Consider the following 20,464-nt stretch of genomic DNA (forward strand, 5'->3'; position numbering starts at 1 on the left):
TCATTGCTCACACACTGGTCTTCGACGCCCTCCGCCCATGTCCGGGCATCGTCAGCACTTCGGACTTACTCGTCTAGATTCGCCTCGCTGAGGTAGAAGCGTGCATTTTCCGGGTGGTCGACCAGAGCGCCCGATCCGAAGGCGAGTTTCGGATCGATGCCGCTTCCCGCAACGACATGGTCCGCGAGCCGCATACTCGCAAGCAGCTGGGCGCCCAGCATGTCGTAGCCGTACTCCGCGCCGATCTCGATCGGCGTGGTTGGATATGGGCCGGTATCGAGCTGCCGCACGTCCAGTTCACCCGCCGTCGGAATGCCCGACATCTCACAGCTCGTTGTAGCTACGGCGATGGCGGTTACCGTCAGTAGTCGGATGAGACGGATAGACATAAGGTTCGGTCCCAACTTCTGCCGCGTGTGTCAATTGCTGTTGGCCAGAAGCGCATACTGCGCCGAGATGCGTTGGTAGGCATCCGCGCGCTGATTAGCGCTGATCTCGGCCGCATATCTCCCAACCGAGATGTTGCAGTAGAAGCGCACCTTTGCTTGTCGAAGGCCGTGGTATTCAGTGCATTTGGCCTGCGGAAGGCCCTTCGGGGGATCGGTCGGTCGGAAGAGCTTGCCCACATCCGCATGCGCGGCGACGAGTCGTCGAGCCGCCGCAACGTCCTTCGTTCGATATAGGAATCCGCCATTGAACGCGACTCGGTCGACTCCGAGCTCGGTGAACAGTTGCCGATCAGCGCCTGGCTGGTCCGTGATGTGCAACCCACTGTGCCCGTCGTAGACGGCCGGGACTCCTACCCTGTTCGTCTCGTCATTTGCCGCTGGGACCGCGCGTCCGAGCATGCCGTCGAGATCCGCGGGAACCTCGGCCCATTTATCGGGTGGGGTCGGCTCGAACGCTTTCAGGCGGCCCGGAACGATGTCCAGGGACTTCTCGGCCAATGTCGTCAGCACGGTTCGATCGCTGAACCCGGTCTCTTGACCGGCCCGATCCCAGATGAAGTTGAAGACAACGAATGGTCCCGTTGCGAACCAGGATCGCATCGACGCATAATCCGGCCGCCAATATGTCAGTGCCTCAGGGTATTTCGTCAACGAGATCAGTTCATTGGCTGGGTCCCGGGCGCGCTCTCGCTCTCCGAGTGCATGCGCCGCGGCGGTGGCCGACGCGTTGTCGGAGAACACCATCACGACGGTATCGAGCTGAGTGGCGAGGTTGGTGACCCGATCCGACATTCCCGAGCTGGTGAAGCCGAACAGGAACCCCTTCGCGTCTTGCTGGAAGAGATCTCGATAGATCACCGCCCGACCATCCAACGCTGGAGATTCGGGGTCGGTGAAGATTCGTACCGCACTCCCCGGCGGCTTGAACCGGAGGCTGCTATCGATCTCCACCGGCAGCGGCATATAGCCGGCCAACCGAGTGGCATCGATCAATCGAGCTTGATTCAGATCCTTCGCTTTCCCAAGGTCCTGAGGCTTGGTCGGATAGTTGCCCACATCCAGTTGGCTCAGATCAACCTTCGGCTCGTCGTCTGAATCCGATCCGCATCCGACCGCACCCACCAACACCGTGACGACCATGACTAGCAGCGCCAGCTTCCGCACAGTTCCCCCTCGGATTGATCACCGCGTCCCAAAGGCCGGAGAACTCGCCGTGAGCAGCCTACTTTACGGCCTTCTTCAGCACCGGCAGCAGTTTGGCGAGCAGCGTCTGCTCGGAGGTATCCGACCAGGTGCGCAGGGCCGCGACAGCGCTCGGGTCGTCGAGCGGGATCACCGTGGCCTTGGACCCGGAGATCTCGTACGGCAGGCCCAAAAGTCCACCGCCACCGGCCTTTTCGTCGCTTCGCACGGCGAGGATATAGCTGTCCGGGGACAGGCTGAGCGCACCGTTTCCGGTTTTGACCATCCGTGGTGACGGCTCGTCGCCCTGTTTGGCGTAGTTGAAGTTGTAGACGAACCCCAGGTCGGACAGGAATTTCGTTTGGGGTGTCCCGCCCAGGTAGATGCCGAACTTGCTGGAATCGCAGTTGGTGGAATTGCTGGAGCAGGTGACGTCGACCATGGTGATCGTCTTGCCGACGAATGCCGGATTGTCCTGGCGCGCTTGGGCAATCGAAGTGACAGCGACTGCGGTGGTGGTCGGTGCGGCGGCGGGTTTATCGCTGCCGCCGCCTGCCCAGATGCCGATGCCCGCGGCGACGGCGATGACGACGGCAATCGCGCCCGCGCCGATCAACCGCGGTTTGCGGCTCTTGGGGCGCGGGGTGAGGTCGGGGAGCGGCGTCGGTCCGGAGGTGTGGCTGGGACCGGTCGTATACGGACCGGAGGTGTGGGTGGTGTACGGGTTCGCTGCCCGGGTGTCGGTGGCCGGGCGGTGCGGGTCGAAGACCGTGACCGGGTAGGTGGGGGAGGTGTTGGTGGAGACCGGGTTGTGGCCGGGTTTGAGGGCATTGGCGGCGGCGTCGGTGAATTCGCGGCAGGTGCTGTAGCGCTCGGCCGGATTCTTGGCCATGGCCTTGGCGAAGATGTGGTCGACGGCGGCGGGCAGGCCCGGGTTCACGGCGGTGGCGACGGGCGGCGGCTCGTGCAGATGGCCCATCATGACCAGCGCGGGCTGGGTGGATGGGTACGGGTTGCGGCCGGTGAGCAGTTTGAAGAACGAGCAGGCCAGGCTGTAGATATCGGCGCGGTGATCCAGCGGAGCACCGGACAGCTGCTCCGGCGCAGCGTACGCGATGGTGGCGACGAAGCTGCCGGTCTGGGTGAGTTCGGTGGTGTCGTCGCTGGATTTGGCGACGCCGAAGTCGGTGAGCAGCACCCGCTCCTCCTCGCCGTCGGCGGCGGAGAGCAGAAAGTTGGCGGGTTTGATGTCGCGGTGCAGCAGGCCTTTTCGGTGCGCGTAGTCGAGTCCCTTGCCGACCTCGCTGATAATCCGAAGGGCGCGAAGGGGATTCATCGAATGCGGGTCGCGGGCGAGTTCGGCGGACGCGTCGGTGCCGTCGACGTACTGCATGGCGATCCACAGCTGACCGTGTTCCTCGCCTCGGTTGTAGACCGAGACGATATTCGGATGGTCAAGTCCGGCAGCGAGATTGGCTTCGCGTTCGAAGCGGCCGCGGAATTCGCGGTCCTGGCTGAGTTCGGCGCTGAGCACCTTGAGGGCGTCCATCCGCGGCAGGCTCGGATGCTTGGCCAGGTAGACGGTGCCCATACCGCCCTGACCGAGGACCCGCTGGATTCGGTACCCGCCGACGATGGTGCCGGGGCTCATCGCCATATTTGCCGTCTCCCGTCCTCGCACCGGCGCCCGATGCCAATTCTGCTGCTGACCGGAGCATAGTAGACGGTCACTTCCACGTGCGATCTCGACATTTCCGGCGTGATCGTCATCATTGGCTGTTGGCCAGCACCGCGTACGCGGCGGCGGCGCGCTGGTATACGTCCGCTATTTGATTGCTGTCGACCGAGGCGACGTAGCGCCGATATTCGACGGTGCAGCGGAAGCGTTTCCTGCTGTCGGTTTCCGAGGTGTGTTCACCGCATCGGCCGTCGGGAATCCCCGGTGGCGGATCGACCGGGCGGGTGTAGACCTCGCTGAGCGGCTCAGGTAGCAGTGTGTGCGCGGCAGCGTCGTCGCGGGTGCGGAACAGTAGCGAGCCGTCGGACAAGCCGATGCGATCGGTTCCGGTGTCGGCCAACACTTGTCGCCAGTGCGCGCGGTCGATGCCGAAGACGTTGGTGAACCCGAGTGCGCCGTAGGTGGCCTGGTTGCCCGCGTACGGGTCGCCGAGAGCGTCCGGGTTGAAGGTGCGCCGCAGGATGTCGTCCGGATCGCTCGGCAGGCGCAGCACATCTTCCCTGCTGAGCGCGGGTAGCGAATCCAGCAGCGGTATTTGGGCGGTGTAGGCCTGTTCGGCCAGCCTCACCAGTCCGGCCCGGTCGGTGTTCGGCACCGAGATCGCCACGCTGATCAGATACTTGCCGTGCGCCATGGTCGAGCCGATGCTTTGATCGTCCGAATGTGCCCGTGTTGCAGGATATTTGGGCAACGTGAGGGGTTGTACCCGGTCGGTCGTCGCCGTGTCTTCGAATTCGCTCGCGGTCCGCGCGGCGGCAGCTTCGTCCTGGAACTGCAGGACGAAGATTGTCACGGCGCCCGTCGCGTCCGCTTTCGCATCGGCTCCGCTCACTCCGAAGCCGAAGAGCACGTTATTTTGTTTGGCCGCAGCCCAATTCGCGGCGGGCAGGATGGCCGGGTCGAGGCCGTCCGGCAGCATCGGGGAGACTCCCGCACCATATTTCAGGCGCGGATCGATATCGAGACTCGATGCGATGTGATCGGCCAGCCGCACCATGGCAAGCTGCTCGCCGCCGCCGTAATAGTTGTCGTAGGTGTAGCGCACATCCAGCGGATCGGTGTCGTACGCGCCGACATCCAGCTTCCTGACGTCGATTTCGCCGGCGTGTGGCACGCCGGAGACTTGCGAGCCGCAGCCGGTGAGCACGGCCGCCACCGCGATCGCGAAGGAAAGTTGACGGAGCATGCCCTACCCGCCGTTCGCCAGCATCGCGTACTGCGCCGAAATACGTTGTTGCACATCGGTCAGCTGATCGGCAGCCAGTTCGGCGACGTACCTGTCATACCGGACGACGCACATGAAGCGCACGTAGTTGGGCTGCGGGCTCTTCAATTCACTACAGCGCGCGGCGGGCAGGCCCTTCGGCGACGGGGCGATCTTGGTCCGCCTGCCGAGGAGGGCATGCTGCTCGGCGAGCTTTTCGGCGGCCTTGGCATCGCGGGCACGGAAGACGTACCCGCCCGCGAAAGCGACTCGGTCGACTCCGGCCTGTTCGAACTGGTCGATGTCGAGATCTGGGCGCAGGGTGATCTGCAGTCCGCCATGCCGGTCGTAGACGCCGGGAATGCCGCGCTGACTGCGATCCACGGTGACGGTGGACAGTGTGCGGCCCAACATGCCGTCGAGATCGATCGGCGTATTCAACAGCTGATCCGTTGGCGTGACGGGGAATTGCCGCACCCTGGGTGTGATCGCGTCGATGCTCTTCTCGACCCGTTCGACCAGTTGTGGTAACCGCTGCTCGTGCAGGCGGGACATCACATTGTCGAAAATGTAGGTGAAGATGACGGATTGTCCTGTGGCATACCAGGATCGGATCAATCCCGGATTTCCCGGCGCGTGATGCGCATGTGCCTGCGGATACTTACCGATCTGGACGGGTTCGGCCCCCGCCATGGCCTGAAAATCGGCCTGTTCCATCGCGGTTGCCGCAGCGGCTGCCGATTGCTCATCGGCATAAAGCATTACGAGGTTGTCGAGTTCATAGGACAGATTCGGCACTTTGTCGGACGTTCCAGTAGTGACGAACCCCGCGACGAGACCCGTTTCGGCGCTGGAGAACTGATCCGGCTTGGCATCCATCCGCTGGACGATCGCGCCGGATTGCAGGCTCTGGAATATCCGCACGACCCCACTCAGCGGCGGCCCGGCATATTTCACCGCGGGATCGATCTCCACCGGCAGCGGCACATAATTGCCGAGCCGCATGGCCTGTACCAGCCGGGCCTGATCGAGACTCTTGGCGACCCCGAGATCACGCGGTTTGGTCGGCAAGTTGCCGACATCCAACTGACTCAGGTCGACAGTGGGTTCGGCGGGTTCATCCGGTCGGCCGCCACAGCTCGCCGCGAGCGTCACGGTGACGATCGCGGCGAGCAGGGCCTTACCGGTGCGAATCACGCTGCTAATCACCGCTGTTCGCGAATAGCGCGTACTGGGCTGCGGCCCGCTGCTGCGCGTCGAGCAGCTGCTGCCCGCTGACGAAGCCGACGTAACGGCGGTAGGACACCACGCAGCTGAAGCGATAGGCGAGCGTCGAGCGATCCTCGCTGTTCTGAAAACACTTGGCGCCGGGCACGTTCAGCGGCGGCGTCGCCTCGCCCGAGGTGCGCGTGAGCGTGTTCTTATCCGCGACAACCTTTTCGGCGGTCTGCTCGTCGGCGGTTCTGGCCACCACCGAACGATCGATCACCGCGTATCTGTCGGCGTGCAGGGCGGCCAGCCTGTTCTTCAGGAAATCTCGATCCTCGGCGTATGCGAGCATCCCGCGCTGCCCCAACAGCTTTCGGCCACCGGCGAGGAAGCTCGGGCCGTTGAACTTACTATCCGGATTCAACGTTCGGGTGATGAGATGGTCCGGATCCCACGGTAGGTCCAGCATCTCCTCATCGCTGACCGGTTTCACCTGGTCGAGCAGCGGCAGCTGGGTGTCGAAGGATTTCTCGGCCAACGCGGTGAGCGCGGCCAGATCCGGTTTCGGTGTCGAAACGTAGAAGGTGACCAGATAGGACCCGTAGGTCAGATCGGCCCAGAGATACGGCTGGTCCGGCCGCCAATGTGCGTGGGCGGCAGGGTATTTCGGCAACGCCACCGGAACGTTCTGGCCCTGGTAGCGGTCCAGCTGGGCCTGGTAGAAATCGTCGCCCGCCTGTTTGGCGCCGTCGGTGTCGGCGAACTGGTTCACCACCGTCGTGATGGTCGTCGCGGCGGCGTCCTGCTTCTGGCCCCAGTCGTATGAGCTGAATGTCGTGTGCTTGTCGCCGCCGGTCAACTTGATACCGAACAGCAATTTGTCCTTCTTACCGATCGCCTCCGCGACATCGCTCGTCCCGAGTTCATCGGCGGGCACCCCCGCCGAGACCGCCTGGGTGAGCCAGCCGTACTTCAGCCGAGGATCGATGTCGTACGCGGATGCGACATAGTCGATCAACCGCATCGCGCCGACGTCACCCATATTGTTGAAGTTCGGCAGGTAGTCGTCGTCGTGCGCATTGCTCGGGACGGTGTTGTACGGGCCGACGTCGAGTTTGCGGATATCGATCTCACCGGGCAGCGCCGTGCCCTGATATGTCGAACCGCAGGCGACCAGCGCCCCGGCCAGCAGGCCGATCGTCACGGCGAGCGCGCCGCGCGGCATACCCCTCATTTGGCATTCTCCAGCAGTGCGTATTGCGCCGAGATCCGCTGTTGGGCGTCGAGCAGCTGTTCCGACCAGGAGAACGCGGCGTACCGGTCGTAGTGCACCGAGCAGTAGAAGCGGACCGCGAGCGCCTCCCGGCCGATGTACTCCTGGCAGTTCGCGGCGGGCAGGTTGCGCGGGGCCGCGCGGCTCTTGAACTTCTTGGTCAGCCCGCCGCGGGTGGACTGCAAGAGCTTGGCCGCGGCGGCGTCGCGGGTCCGGTAGAGCTGGGTGCCCTCGACCGCGAATCGGTCGACGCCCGCCTCCTCGAGATGTTTACGGCTCTCGGCCTGATCCTCGTCGAAGAGCACCGCGGCATGGGCGTTGTACGCGCCCGGCGGATTCAGCCAGGAATCGTCGCGCGGCCGGGGCAGCGTGCGGGCCAGCATGCCGTCGAGATCGAATTGCGCGTTCATCAGCTGATCGACCGGGGTGGGGGTGAATTTGGCGATCGCGGGAACGACCGTGTCCAAACTCTTTTCCACCAGCGCGACCAGTGTCGGTTGATCGACCTTGTTCAGATAGATCTTCTTGTAGTCGTAGATCCAGGTGTACACGACGTATTTACCGGTGGCGTACCAGCTGCCGATGGATTGGCGCTCCGGCCACCAATGGGCATGGGCGTCAGGGTATTTCGGGATGCCGACCGGGGCGTTGCGGTCGTTGGCCTCGAAATCGACCTTTTCGAGCGCGGCCGCCGCGGCGGTGGCCTTCTGCTCGTCCGGGAAAATCATCACGGCATTGGCCAGATCGATGCCGCGATTATTCCGTTCGGTGCTGCCGAAACTGGTGACGCCGCCGACGAAATCCGGCGCGGCCTCGGCGAATCGGTCGACGTTCATGATCTTGCCGAGCGATACCTCCGGCAAGGTCCAGACCGTCGAGACGAACGGGGCGCCGATGACGAATCGCGAATCGATATCCATTGCGAGCGGCACGAAATTCGCCAGCCGTTCCGCCTCGACCAGCCGCGCCTGCGTCTGATTCTTCACCGCGCCGAGCTGGGTCGGCTGCGTCGGATAATTACCGACATCGAGTTGATCGATCGGCACGGCGGGTTCGGTATCGGAATGCGACGAATCGTCGGAGCCGCAACCGCCGACGGCCAGAGCCAGGGCGATGACCAGGGCAGACGCCATGTGCCTCGGAAATGATCTCATGACGAGCCGCACGCCCTCCCCAGTAATCCGTGTAGTCCCGCGGAATCCTACTTCACGGTTCGGCGCGGTATGGGACCGAATGGTCTGTGCCGGTCTCGCCCGGTCGAGGGGCGGGCCGTTGCCATACCCTGGAGGTGTGTTGACAACCCCGCGCGCTGGAGGCCGATACCGTTGAAGGATCGGCAGGTTGAGGTTGTCGGCGGCGGACATGCCGTGGCCAGGGTCGGCGGCGCGGTCGTGCTGGTCGGGCACCGCGGACCCGGCCTGCTGAACCGGGACTCGCCGGCCGCCATCGCCCTGGAATCGCTGGCCGCGCTGGTGCGCGAGGCGGGCGAGCACGCACCGCACGGGCACGGCGCGCAGGTGGCGCGCGAGGCGACGCGGTGGTTGATGAAACATGCCGAACAGATCAGTCCCGGCGTACCGATCGATCTCGGCATTCTCTCCCCGGCCGAAACCGGCGGGGTGGCGATCTTTCTGCACGGCGCGGTCACCGCGGTGGTGGCCGAGGACGGCGCCGAGGAACACTTCCGGGGCAGCGACGCGGCGTTCACGGTCGACCGGGTGGCCGCGGCGCCCGCGCGGGCCGTCGCGATATTCGTCGACGACGATGGCGGCGCGGTGCCGCAGGTGCCGAAGGAGCGCGGTATCGGCTGGCTGGTCGAAGGTATCGCGGAAGCGGCGGGCGCGATCGTGTGGTCCGCCGAAACCCGTAGCCGGACAAGCGAATCCGGAGCGGCCCGGCGGGCGCCGCTGCCGACGGCGCGGATCGAATCCGGGCCTGCGCCCGCCGAAGGAACCGCGCCGCGGTCGCAGGCCGCCACCGCCATGATGAATTCGGCGCAGAGCCAACAGGTTTCCGAACCGATCGACCTACCCGAAACGCGATCGGCACAGATAGATCCGCATCACGCGCTCACCGAGGTCGGCGGCACCAACCCGGCCCCGCAGCCCGACCCGGACCTGCAGCGGCGACTGGAAGCCACCGCCAAGGCCACCGCGCTCACCATCAAGGTGCTCGGATTCAAGTGCGCCCGAGCCCATCCCAGCGATCCCCGGTCGGCGTTCTGCACGGTTTGCGGGATGCCGGTGGACCAGACCCAGCCGGTACTGGAGGTGATCCGGCCGCCGCTCGGCATGTTGGTCCTCGACGACGGGATGACCTACATGCTGGCCGCCGACGCCGTCCTCGGCCGCGATCCGGAACATTCCGACCAGGCCAGGCGCGGTCTGGTCCCGCTGCGCATCGAGGACTCCTCCGGCGGGATGTCCCGCGCGCACGCGGAGGTTCTACTGGTGAATTGGGATGTGACGCTGGTGGATCGGGGTTCCACCAACGGCACCCGCACCCGCCTGCCCGGCTACCGCGACTGGGTGCGCCTGCACCCCAACCAGCCGATGATCCTGGTCCCCGGCACCGAGATCATGATCGGCAACCGAGTGCTCCGCTTCGAACAGGCCGCCCCACCCCCATTCGGTCGCTGAAATTCGTCAAAGGATCGGCGAGCTCGACATTTCGTCGAGCTCGCCGAGTTTCGATGTTTATCTCACCCAGGATTTCCGGGATCTACATAACTCCACATCCCGGCGCGTGGGTGGCCTGGTCTGATCAGTTCGCAACGTCCATTCGGCGCCTCATATCTATGAGCATCGGCATATGCCTGGCAATGTTCTTGGGCGTCGAAAATAAGCAGGATAGCCTGGGCTGAACCAGTTCCTGCCAGGGTGATTGCGACTGCAGCTGCTGCGCTAGTTGCAAGCAGTGAAATTCTTGACATAATTCTACCCCTCCATTGGTCAAATTTCGCCAAACAAAATAGTGCTCAGAAATATCAGCAATCACCCCCGGAAAATGCAACGGCAAAACGCCGAAGATGCGTTATCGATCATAGATGGACTAGCGTGCTGCAGTCCAGATCAATTGGAAAATTTGCTGAATATGTGCGCGTGGTGTGCCAATGGAATATTGGTCGACCTGTTGCGATCGGGTCATGAATACCTTGCCGTACAGGTACTTTCGCCGTTCAGCACGCCTGCGCGGAACGCGTCGACCCGCGAGAACCCGCTCGGCACCGTCTGACCTCGCTCGTCGCTGGCCGCGAGCCCGTCGGTGAGCAGGCCGGATACCGCCTTGTCCAAATCGTTTGCGGCCAAAGCGATATCGCCCTGGTCCGGGCCGCGTCCCGGCTGCGCTAACTTGCCGGTGACCACGCCGGACAGGCAGGCCGCGCGCAGCCCGGCCTTCGCGCCGATCAAATCCTCGCCGTGCGCCTGCTGCACGGCGAGGGTGTAGCGGGATATGAAGATGACGAAGGCGGTGTAGTCGCCGGTCACCTTCGTCGGCAGCGCGCTGTCGTCATCGGAGTTCGAGACGCCGCGCTTGGCCAGCTCCTGGATATCGGTCGCGATCGTGTTGGTGGCCGGGCAATACGAGACCGGCGGTGTGGATCCACCGTCGCGGCAGTCGATCTTCGATCCGTCGTATGTGTAGGTGGGTTCCGGTTTGATCGGCAGGATCGCCGCGAGCGCCTTGGTCAGCTCTGTCAGCCAGCGTTTGTCGACCGGCGCCTCACCTTTGGCTGGATCACCGTTGAAGCTCTGCGGCAGATTGCCGCGGCGCTGGTTGATCTCGTTGATGGTGATGTTCTTGCAACCCCGTGCGCCGTCGGTGAATCCGATCTGCACCGCGGTGACCCGTTCGAAGGCGGAGCCGTGCACGCTTTCCGGATCGCCCGGGTTGGAGTCGCGGATGGCGACCGTCGCGGCGAGCACCATATTGAGGCCGTCGGAGGTGTTGATGGTGAAGTGCCTTGCCTTGCCCTCGGCGACGTAGCGCATGAACACCCCGGCGAAGCAGTCGGCCTGCTGCTCCTTGACGATCACCGGATCCTTCACCGAGACGAGCTTCGCCTGGGATTGGACAAAGTGGCCGTATTCGTGGGCGAGCACCATGACGACGGCCATCTTGCCGAAGGTCTGATCCATCAGCGGCAGCAGCACCGAGCGGTCCCAGCCGATGGTGTCGTCGAGGCGGCAGTACGCCGCGTTCACCAGGTGGTAGGTGGATTCCTTGCAGAATTCGATCGCGCTGGAGCGCTGCGCCTTCGCATCCCAGGAGACCAGCTTCTGGATCGGTTTGAAATCGCCCTGGAAATCCTGGTTATAGGCCGTGCGCCAATAGTTTTGGATATCGTCGACCGCGTTGAGCGCGAGTTTGTCGACCGCGCCGCCGTCGCCGTTGGTGGCGGTGAGCGCGGCGTCGGGCACACCGGGGCGCGGCCCGCTCGGCCCGCTGGTGGTCGGCAGGCCCGCCACCTTGAACGGGTCGTCGTAGATCGAGACGGGATGGCCACCGACAAGGCTGGTACACCCCGTGATCAGCGTCGTCAGGCAGAGCAGCACCGTAAAGAGAACGGTCGCTTGGTGTTTCGGCAAGGCTCCCCCTAGTCGGCCGCATTCGTATAACACATCCGTCGCCGGATCGGATATCGGGCGCGTCCGGGGGCACCGCCGATGTCCGGGTGATGGAATAGTATCCGCTGCATGTCTACACCGGGGGCGCAGACCATCACCGTGCGCCATGATGGAACCGAACGGGTCTTCGATTCCACTCAGAAGGTCACCCTGGGCCGGGCGCCGGACGTCACGTTGTTCGTCGACAGCCCACTGGTGTCGCGGGTGCACGCGACGCTGACCTTTCAGAGCGGCGTTTGGGTATTGACCGATAACGCGAGCACCAACGGCGTTTTCGTCGACGCGCGCAGGCTCACCCACCCGGTGTCCATCGATCGGCCGACACAGGTGCGGCTCGGCGACGCGATCAGCGGTCCGCTGCTGCACCTGCTGCCCGCACAGCAGCAACAGCGCAGACCGGGACCGATCCCGCCGCAGTCGCAGCAGCGCCCGGCGGTCGGCCCCGGGCCGCAGCCGCAGCAGTACATCCGCCCGCCGATGCAGCCGCAACCGCAGCCCATCCCGCAACAGCCTGTTCCGCAGCAACCCATCCCGCAACAGCCCGTCCCGCAACAGGTTCCGCTGGCGCCCAACGTCCCGGTGAACATCAATATGACCGCGCGCGCCGACACCTCGAATCTGCCACCGGTGCGGGCCAGACCGTCCACTGCCCCGATCGCGCGCGCCGACCGGCTGCCGCCCGGCGGTCTCGGCATCGGCCGCACCACCGACAACCAGATCGTCGTCAACGATCCGCTGGCCTCGCGCAAGCACGCCCGCCTGGTCGCGACCGGCGAGGGGCTGGCCATCGAGGATCTGGGTTCGGCCAACGGCACCTTCGTCAACGGGCACCGGCAAGAGCGGGCGGTGCTGCGCGAACGCGACATCATCACCATCGGCAACGTCGATTTCGTCGTCCAGCAGGGCGCGCTGGTGCACCGGCAGCGGCCGGTGGCCGAGCAGGGCCTGCACGTGCACGGGGTCGGATTCACCGTCGAGGGCAACAAGCAGCTGCTCGTCGATGTCAACATGCAGGCGGGGCGCGGCACGCTCACCGCGCTGATCGGCCCGTCCGGCGCCGGTAAGTCGACGCTTTCGCGGCTCATCGCGGGCACCACACATCCGTCCGGCGGTGTCGTCACCTTCGAGGGACGCAATCTGCACGCCGAGTACGAGGCGCTGCGCTCCCGGATCGGCATGGTGCCGCAGGACGATGTGCTGCACCGGCAGCTCACCGTGCGCCAGGCGCTCGGCTACGCGGCCAAACTCCGTCTGCCCCCGGATAACTCGAAGGACGACCGGCAAAAGGTGATCGACGGTGTGCTGAAGGAACTTTCGCTCACCGAACACGCCGACACCAGGGTCGATCGCCTGTCCGGCGGTCAGCGCAAGCGCGCCTCGGTGGCGCTCGAATTGCTCACCGGCCCTTCGCTGCTCATTCTCGACGAGCCGACCTCCGGCCTGGATCCGGCGCTGGACCGGCAGGTGATGGTGATGCTGCGCGAGCTGGCCGACGCGGGCCGCGTCGTCATCGTGGTGACCCACTCCATCGCGCATCTGGACATGTGCGATCAGGTGCTGCTGCTCGCGCCCGGCGGCAAGACCGCCTACTGCGGCAACCCGGCCGGTGTCGGCGGGGCGTTCGGCACCACCGACTGGGCCGAGATCTTCGGCCGGGTGGCCGACAACCCGGATCAGGCCTTCGCCGCGTTCCGCTCCCGGCAGGCGTTCGCGCCGCCGCCCCCGCCGCCGGCCGCGCGCCCGGCGCAGGCGGTGAGCGGGCCGAAATTCAGTGGGCGAAAACAGTTCACGACGCTGTCGCGGCGGCAGGTCCGGCTGATCCTGGCCGACCGCGGCTATCTGATCTTCCTCGGTGTCATGCCGTTCGTGCTCGGCGCGCTGTCGCTGGTGGTGCCCGGGTCGAACGGGCTCGCGGCGGGCGGTTTCAAGACCAATCCCGACGGCACGATCGTGCCGACCGGCGGGGCCGAAGCGCAGCAGCTGCTGGTGTTGTTGATCTTCGGCGCGTGTTTCATGGGTTCCGCGTTGACAATTCGCGATCTGGTCGGCGAGCGCACCATCTACCAGCGCGAGCGCGCGGTCGGCCTGCTGCCCTCGGCCTATCTGATGTCGAAGATCGTGGTGTACAGCCTGTTCGCGCTGGTGCAGTCGGCGGTGCTGGTGGGAATCGTATTGGCGGGTAAGAAGCCGCCGGGGCACGGCGTCGTGATCTCCTCCGGCGGCGCCGAACTGTTCCTCGATCTCTGGGTGACCGCCGTCTGCTGCGTGGTGCTCGGGCTGGTGCTCTCCTCGTTCGTCCGGTCGAGCGAGCAGGTGATGCCGCTACTTGTCGTCGTCATCACCTGTCAGTTGGTGATGGCGGGTGGCCTGATCCCGGTGACCGGGCGGGTGGTGCTCGAGCAGGTGTCGTGGCTGTTCCCGGCACGCTGGGGTTATGCGTCCACCGCGTCGACGATCGCGCTGCGCGATATCTTCCCCGGCGCGCAACCGGACAAGCTGTGGAACCACACGACGGCCATGTGGGCGCTGGATCTCGGTGTGCTCGTCGCGATGACGGCCGTGCTGGCGATCATCACCTGGCAGCGGCTGCGTCTGCGGAAGTCGGCCGCCGGATGAGCGGGCCGAGAGTGAGCGTATCGGACGCACACCAGGCACACTTGAGCCTGTGACAGTGCGAGTAGGGGCAGTGCATCTCGGTTGGGATGTGGTGTCCGTGGCGGCGGGCGGCGGTGGCACACCGGTCCGTCCGGTGCAGGTGGAGGGTACGTATACGCCGCCGGCATACCTGCTGGCGGATTCGTCGGGACGGTTGCACACGGCGGGTGTGGACCGGCAGCGACCGGATCTCGGGATGGCCATCGCGGACGTGCGCGACATCCTCGGCCATCCGCAGATCGTGGTGGCGGGTGCGACCTGGCCCGCCGAGTTGGTGTTCCGCGCGCGGATGTACAACCCGCTCGCGGCGATCGGGAAATATCTGCGCGGCAAGCCGGATCTGGTGGCGCTGCCGTTCCCGGACGCCTGGCCGGACGAGAAGGTCGAGGTGTTCGCCGGACTGGTGGAGAAGCTCGACGTCATCGTCGAGCCGTTGCCGGAATCGGTTGCGCTGTCGGGGTATATGCGCGCGCTCTCGTTGGTTTCGGCGCCCGATCAGCGTCATCCGAAGGGCGTGGGCGCCACCGGCATCTATTCCGACGGCCGGGCCATGCTGGTGGTCGCGGTGCACGGTGACGACGAGCAGCCGACCGAATCGGTCGACGTGCCGGTGACGCCGGAGGCCATGCGCGACGCCCGTTCCGCGGACAATGTGGTGATCGAGGCGATGGCCGCGGCCAGGTCGATCGGCGCGGATACCTCGACGGTGCTGCTCGCGGGCAACGTCTGTTTCAACGACCCGCTGCGTTTGGCCTTCCAGAACCACCTCGGGCATCGACTGCAGGTGGCCGATCATCCGATGCACGCGCTGGTGCTCGGCGCGGCGCATCTGTTGGTCACCGATACCGATTCCGTGGATCCAGCGGGGGCGTATCCGGAATCGGGCGCGCAGCAAACGGTTTCGCCGCAGCAGCCGGTCCCGCCTCGGCCACCGCAGCCCGCACCCCCCGCCGATCCGCCTGCGTCGCGTCCGCCCGTCGTCACCTACGGCCCCGGGTATCCCACCGTGCGGCCGTCCGCCGAGCCGCCGGTGAGCGAGGAGCCGACCACCCGGGTCACCCGCGAACTGCCGCCCAATCTCGCCGAATTCGGCAGCCGCTTCACCAGGCCCCCGGCCCAGCCGGGTGAGCCGGGATCGCGGCCGAGTGCGCCGCCGTCGGGTCCGCTGCCCTCCGGTGCGGTGCCGACCGGCCCGCCATCGGGCGCCGTGCCGACCGGTCAGGTTCCGCCGCTCGGCCCGCGCGGGCCGTATCAGGCCGAACAGCGTCCGTGGGGCGAACCACCGAGTTCCGCCGAGGACGAGGGCAAGCGCAAGGGCAAGCGCTGGAAGCGGATGTTCGGCGCGAATGCCGTCATCGGCGCGGTCGCGCTCACCGGCGCACTGCTGCACGACCAGCAGGCGGCCCCGCAGGCCCAGTCGGTGCGGCTCGGCGGCGCGACCGTCTCGACCGCGTGCCCGCTCACCCCGCGGCTGCGTGACCAAGCGCACGGCGGCGTCGCCGTCGTCGGCGATCCGGCCGCACCGGCGCCGGGTTGCCTGCCGGGCGCCGACACCCTGCGGTACCAGGTGCCGGGCAAACCGGGCACGCTCGATCCGGGCCCGCCGATCGTGATCTGACCGGATTCGGTCGGCCACGGCCCGACTGGTATCGTGGCTCGTTGGCGTGTGGACGTCCTGGTGTTTTTCGCCGGGCCGCACACCGAGTCCCGGGTCTCCACCGGCCGCCGGGAACTCCTCGACCACTCGCCTGGCCGGCAACACCGACGACAGACAGGGAAGCACTGTGCCTACGTACAGCCCGAAGGCGGGTGACGTTACCCGCAAGTGGTACGTCATCGACGCCACTGACGTAGTGCTCGGCCGCCTTGCCGTGCAGGCAGCGAATCTGCTGCGTGGCAAGACCAAGCCGACCTACGCGCCGAACGTCGATGGTGGCGATTTCGTCATCATCATCAACGCGGACAAGGTTGCCATCTCCGGCAACAAGCGCACCGACAAGCTGATCCACCACCACTCCGGGTTCCCGGGCGGCCTCACCTCCCGCACTGTCGGTCAGGTGTTGGCGACTCGGCCGGAGCGTCTCGTGGAGAAGGCCGTCAAGGGCATGATCCCGAAGAACAAGCTGGGCAACGCGATCGCGGGCAAGCTCAAGGTCTACGCGGGCTCGACCCATCCGCACGCGGCTCAGCAGCCCATTCCGTTCGAGATCAAGCAGGTGGCCCAGTGACCGCTCCCGAGGAATTCAACGAGGACATCGTCGAGGACACGACCGTCGAGGTCGTCGACGAGGACTACGGCTACGAGTCGGCCGAGCAGGCGTCCTTCACCCCGGCCCCGATCGTCATCGATCGTCCGGTGCAGACCGTCGGCCGCCGCAAGGAGGCCGTCGTCCGGGTGCGTCTGCTGCCGGGCACCGGCAACTTCGTGCTCAACGGCCGCACCATCGAGGACTACTTCCCGAACAAGGTGCACCAGCAGCTGGTCAAGTCGCCGCTGGTGACCGTCGAGCGCACCGAATCCTTCGACGTGCACGCCCGCCTGGTCGGCGGCGGCCCGTCGGGTCAGGCGGGCGCGCTGCGCCTGGCCATCGCCCGCGCGCTGATCGAGGTCACCCCGGAGGATCGTCCCGCCCTCAAGCGGGCCGGCTTCCTGACCCGCGACCCGCGTGCCACCGAGCGCAAGAAGTACGGTCTGAAGAAGGCGCGTAAGGCGCCGCAGTACTCGAAGCGCTGATTTCGGCATCGTCGATCATCGTTGTCCGGCACCCTGGAGGGACCGGAGCCGGTATGGTCGGCGGCAAGCTGTACGAGAGCAGGCTTCCAGCACCGCTGGTTGCCTGCTCTCGTGCTGTATACAAGGTGCGGCGTGCCGATCGGCGGTATGGCGCGCACGCCGCGGATCGACCGATGAGGGGCGAGGTATGGGACGTTTGTTCGGCACCGACGGAGTCCGCGGGCTTGCCAATGAGTCGCTGAGTCCGGAACTGGCACTTCGGGTTTCGGGTGCGGCGGCACAGATTCTGAGCCGCGGTAAGAAGCGGGCGCTCGCCGTGGTCGGGCGCGATCCGCGCGCGTCGGGCGAGATGTTGGAGGCCGCCGTCGTCGCGGGTCTCACGGCCGCCGGAGTGAACGTGCTTTCCGTCGGGGTGCTACCGACGCCCGCCGTCGCCTACCTCACCGGCCTGTACGACGCCTGTCTCGGCGTGATGATCTCGGCATCGCATAATCCCATGCCGGACAACGGAATCAAGATCTTCGCCGCGGGTGGGCACAAGCTGCCCGACGAGCTGGAGGATCGAATCGAGGCCATGATCGAGACCGGCACGCCGGTGCGGCCGACCGGTGCGGCCATCGGCCGGGTGCTCGGCGCGTCCGGGGCCCGCGATCACGGGCTGGTGATTCCGGAACAGTTCAGCGTCGCCGGGACGCACGAACGGTATGTCGAGCATCTGGTGGAGGCGACGGGCGTTGATCTGTCCGGGCTGACCGTCGTCGTCGACTGCGCGCATGGCGCGGCGGCCGAGGTCGGCCCGGCCGCTTACCGCGAGGCCGGCGCCGAGGTGATCGCCATCAATGCCGAACCCGACGGCCTGAACATCAATGATGGTTGCGGCTCAACGCATTTGGATCAGGTGCGGGCCGCGGTGCTGGAACACGGCGCCGATCTCGGGCTCGCGCACGACGGCGATGCCGATCGCTGCCTCGCGGTTGACGCGACCGGTGCGGTGATCGACGGCGATGCCATCCTGGCCATCCTCGCCCTCGCCATGCACGCCGCGGGTGAGCTGGCCGAGGACACCCTGGTCGCCACCGTCATGAGCAATCTCGGCCTGCACATCGCCATGCGCGCGGCCGGAATCACCGTGCGTACCACCGCGGTCGGCGATCGCTATGTGCTGGAGGAACTGCGCCGCGGCGGATACACGCTCGGCGGTGAGCAGTCCGGTCATGTGGTGTTCCCGCGCTACGGCACCACCGGTGACGGCATTCTCACCGGTCTGAAACTGATGGCGCGAATGGTCGAAACCGGGCGCGGTCTGGCCGATTTGGCGAGCGTGATCAGTACGGTGCCGCAGGTGTTGATCAACGTTCCGGTGAGCGACAAGTCCGCGGTCGCCGCATCACCCGAAATCACCGAGGCGGTGCGCGAAGCCGAGCGGGCACTCGGGGAGAGCGGCCGAATTCTGTTGCGGCCCAGCGGAACCGAGGAGCTCATCCGGGTGATGGTCGAGGCGACCGATCCGGCGCAGGCCCAGCATCTCGCCGACGACCTGGCCAAGCGGGTCGCGGCGGTCTGAGTTCGGCCCGGCCTGATCGGACAAAGTCGCGACGTTTACCGGGATTTTCCGGCAATCGCGGTCGAAATTGTCCGCTCAGGCTAGTTCTCCGTGAGGCGCCCGCCGTCCATATGCCAGCGGCGGGTGGCTCGGACGCTGTCCAGCATGCGGCGGTCGTGCGTCACCAGAAGCATTGTGCCGGTGAAGGATTCGACCGCCTGCTCCAACTGCTCGATCGCGGGCAGATCGAGGTGGTTGGTCGGCTCGTCGAGCACCAGCAGGTTCACCCCACGCGCTTGTAGCAGCGCGAGCGCCGCCCTGGTGCGTTCGCCGGGGGAGAGGGTTTCGCAGGGGCGCAACACATGTGGCCCACGCAGGCCGAATTTGGCGAGCAGGGTGCGCACCTCGGCCTCCGGCCAGTCAGGCATCTCCACGCCGAAAGTGTCGGCGAGCGAGGCATTTCCGCGGAACAGTTCGCGCGCCTGATCGACCTCGCCGATTTCCACACCCGAGCCGAGCGCGGCGGATCCGGTGTCCGGCCGGAGCTTTCCGAGCAGCAGCGCCAGCAGCGTCGACTTACCCGATCCGTTCGCACCGGTGAGCACGATGCGATCGGCCCAATCCACCTGAACGGTGATCGGGCCGAGCGTGAAATCGCCGCGCGCGACGGTCGCGTTCGACAGCGTGGTCACCACCGATCCGCTGCGCGGCGCGCTCGCGATGGTCATCCGGAGCTCCCACTCCTTGCGGGGTTCCTCCACCACCTCCAGCCGCTCGATCCGGCGCTGGGTCTGCCGGGCCTTGGCCGCCTGCTTCTCGGTCGACTCGGCACGCATCTTGCGGCCGGCCTTGTCCGAGTCCATCTTTCGCGGATCGCGCGCCTTACGCCGGGCGGTGCGCACGCCGTGCTCCAGCCAGTTGCGTTGCATCTGCGCCCTGGCCTCCAGCCCCGCCTTGGTGTCGGCGTACTCCTCGTAGGCCTCCCGCGCGTGGCGGCGGGCGATCTCGCGTTCGGCCAGATACGACTCGTAGCCGCCGTCGTAGCTGTCCACCTGCTGCTGCGCCAGATCCAATTCGACGATCCGGTTCACGGTGCGCGCCAAGAACTCTCGATCGTGGCTGATCACCATGAGCGGCACCCGCACGCCGGTGACGAACTCCTCCAGCCGCGCCAGACCGTCCAGGTCGAGGTCGTTGGTCGGCTCGTCGAGCAGCAGAATGTCGAAGCGGGACAACAGGACCGACGCCAGTCCGGCGCGGGCCGCCTGCCCACCGGAGAGTCCGGTCATCGGGGTGTCCAGTCCGTTCGGCAGGCTTTCGGCGAGGCCGAGTTCGGCCGCCACCTCCTGCGCGCGTTGATCCAGATCCGCACCGCCCAGTGCCAGCCAGCGTTCCAGGGCGGGAGAGTATTCGTCGGGGCCGCCATCGGCGAGCCGTTCGGCGGCCGCGTCCATCGTCCGCTGTGCCGCCGTGACACCCGTTCTGCGGCTGAGGAATTCGAGCACCGTCTCGCCCGGTACCCGTTCCGGCTCCTGGGCCAGATAGCCGACGGTCGCGTCGGGCGGGCTCAATGTGATGCTGCCCGTTGGGGTTCGGCCCTCGGCGAGCATGCGCAGCAGCGTCGACTTGCCCGCACCGTTCACGCCGACGAGGCCGATCACATCGCCCGGCGCCAACGTCAGATCCAGGTCGGCGAACAGGGTGCGCTCACCGTGTCCGGCCGACAGTCCGCGTGCGTGCAGTGTGGTTGTCACCCGACGAGTCTGCCGCGTGCGCGTGCCGCCCATCCGATCAGGGTTGGCCCTGAGTGCGCGTACCGGAGAAATCAGGGTCCGAATCGGTCGGCTTA

15 protein-coding genes are annotated in these 20,464 nt (G+C 66.1%); 6 read left to right on the plus strand and 9 right to left on the minus strand.

What is annotated here, in order from left to right; all coding sequences use genetic code 11:
* Nucleotides 1-65: 65 nt before the first annotated feature.
* From LGY53_RS42385 to LGY53_RS42415, 7 genes are all read right to left on the minus strand, one after another.
* Nucleotides 66-323 (minus strand): hypothetical protein, encoded by a 258-nt coding sequence (locus LGY53_RS42385; protein WP_225732324.1) that lies wholly within the window; start codon nt 321-323, stop codon nt 66-68.
* Nucleotides 324-419: 96 nt separating this feature from the next.
* Nucleotides 420-1,613 carry a hypothetical protein gene (locus LGY53_RS42390; RefSeq protein WP_225732325.1) on the minus strand — a complete coding sequence of 398 codons (1,194 nt, stop codon included), beginning with the start codon at nt 1,611-1,613 and terminating at the stop codon, nt 420-422.
* A gap of 58 nt (nt 1,614-1,671) precedes the next feature.
* Nucleotides 1,672-3,288, minus strand: a complete 1,617-nt coding sequence (locus tag LGY53_RS42395; RefSeq protein WP_225732326.1) for a serine/threonine-protein kinase — start codon at nt 3,286-3,288, stop codon at nt 1,672-1,674.
* A 112-nt stretch (nt 3,289-3,400) separates the two neighbouring features.
* Nucleotides 3,401-4,555, minus strand: coding sequence for a hypothetical protein (locus tag LGY53_RS42400; protein WP_225732327.1), 1,155 nt, complete (start codon nt 4,553-4,555; stop codon nt 3,401-3,403).
* Nucleotides 4,556-4,558: 3 nt separating this feature from the next.
* Nucleotides 4,559-5,770 carry a hypothetical protein gene (locus LGY53_RS42405; protein ID WP_225732328.1) on the minus strand — a complete coding sequence of 404 codons (1,212 nt, stop codon included), beginning with the start codon at nt 5,768-5,770 and terminating at the stop codon, nt 4,559-4,561.
* 4 nt (nt 5,771-5,774) lie between these two features.
* A complete protein-coding gene (locus LGY53_RS42410) occupies nt 5,775-7,016 on the minus strand; it encodes a hypothetical protein (protein WP_225732329.1) in 1,242 nt (413 codons plus the stop codon).
* The gene (locus LGY53_RS42415; protein ID WP_225732330.1) at nt 7,013-8,188 is read right to left on the minus strand and encodes a hypothetical protein; all 1,176 of its coding nucleotides are present in this window, start codon (nt 8,186-8,188) and stop codon (nt 7,013-7,015) included. The genes LGY53_RS42410 and LGY53_RS42415 overlap by 4 nt, the downstream gene beginning before the upstream one ends.
* A gap of 192 nt (nt 8,189-8,380) precedes the next feature.
* On the opposite strand from LGY53_RS42415, the gene LGY53_RS42420 reads away from it, so the two are divergent.
* Complete coding sequence (locus tag LGY53_RS42420) at nt 8,381-9,694, plus strand: FHA domain-containing protein (protein ID WP_225732331.1); 1,314 nt, start codon at nt 8,381-8,383, stop codon at nt 9,692-9,694.
* 504 nt (nt 9,695-10,198) lie between these two features.
* On the opposite strand, the gene LGY53_RS42425 is transcribed toward LGY53_RS42420, so the two are convergent.
* Entirely contained in the window at nt 10,199-11,644 is a 1,446-nt protein-coding gene (locus LGY53_RS42425; RefSeq protein WP_225732332.1) for a metallopeptidase, read from the minus strand.
* A gap of 108 nt (nt 11,645-11,752) precedes the next feature.
* On the opposite strand from LGY53_RS42425, the gene LGY53_RS42430 reads away from it, so the two are divergent.
* The 5 genes from LGY53_RS42430 to glmM all read left to right on the plus strand — a co-directional run bounded on the left by LGY53_RS42430 (nt 11,753) and on the right by glmM (nt 18,636).
* A complete protein-coding gene (locus LGY53_RS42430; protein WP_225732333.1) occupies nt 11,753-14,299 on the plus strand; it encodes an FHA domain-containing protein in 2,547 nt (848 codons plus the stop codon).
* 49 nt (nt 14,300-14,348) lie between these two features.
* Nucleotides 14,349-15,956 (plus strand): hypothetical protein, encoded by a 1,608-nt coding sequence (locus tag LGY53_RS42435; protein ID WP_225732334.1) that lies wholly within the window; start codon nt 14,349-14,351, stop codon nt 15,954-15,956.
* Between the two features lie 166 nt (nt 15,957-16,122).
* Nucleotides 16,123-16,566 (plus strand): 50S ribosomal protein L13, encoded by a 444-nt coding sequence (rplM, locus tag LGY53_RS42440; RefSeq protein ID WP_225732335.1) that lies wholly within the window; start codon nt 16,123-16,125, stop codon nt 16,564-16,566.
* Nucleotides 16,563-17,072, plus strand: a complete 510-nt coding sequence (gene rpsI / locus LGY53_RS42445) for a 30S ribosomal protein S9 (RefSeq protein ID WP_225732336.1) — start codon at nt 16,563-16,565, stop codon at nt 17,070-17,072. The genes rplM and rpsI overlap by 4 nt, the downstream gene beginning before the upstream one ends.
* Nucleotides 17,073-17,259: 187 nt before the next feature.
* Nucleotides 17,260-18,636, plus strand: a complete 1,377-nt coding sequence (gene glmM, locus LGY53_RS42450) for a phosphoglucosamine mutase (RefSeq protein WP_225732337.1) — start codon at nt 17,260-17,262, stop codon at nt 18,634-18,636.
* Between the two features lie 80 nt (nt 18,637-18,716).
* On the opposite strand, the gene LGY53_RS42455 is transcribed toward glmM, so the two are convergent.
* Entirely contained in the window at nt 18,717-20,369 is a 1,653-nt protein-coding gene (locus tag LGY53_RS42455) for an ABC-F family ATP-binding cassette domain-containing protein (protein ID WP_225732338.1), read from the minus strand.
* Nucleotides 20,370-20,464 lie beyond the last annotated feature (95 nt).

Source organism: Nocardia sp. JCM 34519.1, from assembly GCF_020361265.1.
Classification (GTDB): Bacteria; Actinomycetota; Actinomycetes; order Mycobacteriales; family Mycobacteriaceae; genus Nocardia; species Nocardia arthritidis_A.

Bases quoted from the DNA above. Each gene is read 5' to 3' on its own strand.
- LGY53_RS42385 (WP_225732324.1), bottom strand. From the start codon at position 323: ATGTCGGGCATTCCGACGGCGGGTGAACTGGACGTGCGGCAGCTCGAT.
- LGY53_RS42395 (WP_225732326.1), bottom strand. From the start codon at position 3,288: ATGGCGATGAGCCCCGGCACCATCGTCGGCGGGTACCGAATCCAGCGG.
- LGY53_RS42400 (WP_225732327.1), bottom strand. From the start codon at position 4,555: ATGCTCCGTCAACTTTCCTTCGCGATCGCGGTGGCGGCCGTGCTCACC.
- LGY53_RS42410 (WP_225732329.1), bottom strand. From the start codon at position 7,016: ATGAGGGGTATGCCGCGCGGCGCGCTCGCCGTGACGATCGGCCTGCTG.
- LGY53_RS42415 (WP_225732330.1), bottom strand. From the start codon at position 8,188: ATGGCGTCTGCCCTGGTCATCGCCCTGGCTCTGGCCGTCGGCGGTTGC.
- LGY53_RS42430 (WP_225732333.1), top strand. From the start codon at position 11,753: ATGTCTACACCGGGGGCGCAGACCATCACCGTGCGCCATGATGGAACC.
- glmM (WP_225732337.1), top strand. From the start codon at position 17,260: ATGGGACGTTTGTTCGGCACCGACGGAGTCCGCGGGCTTGCCAATGAG.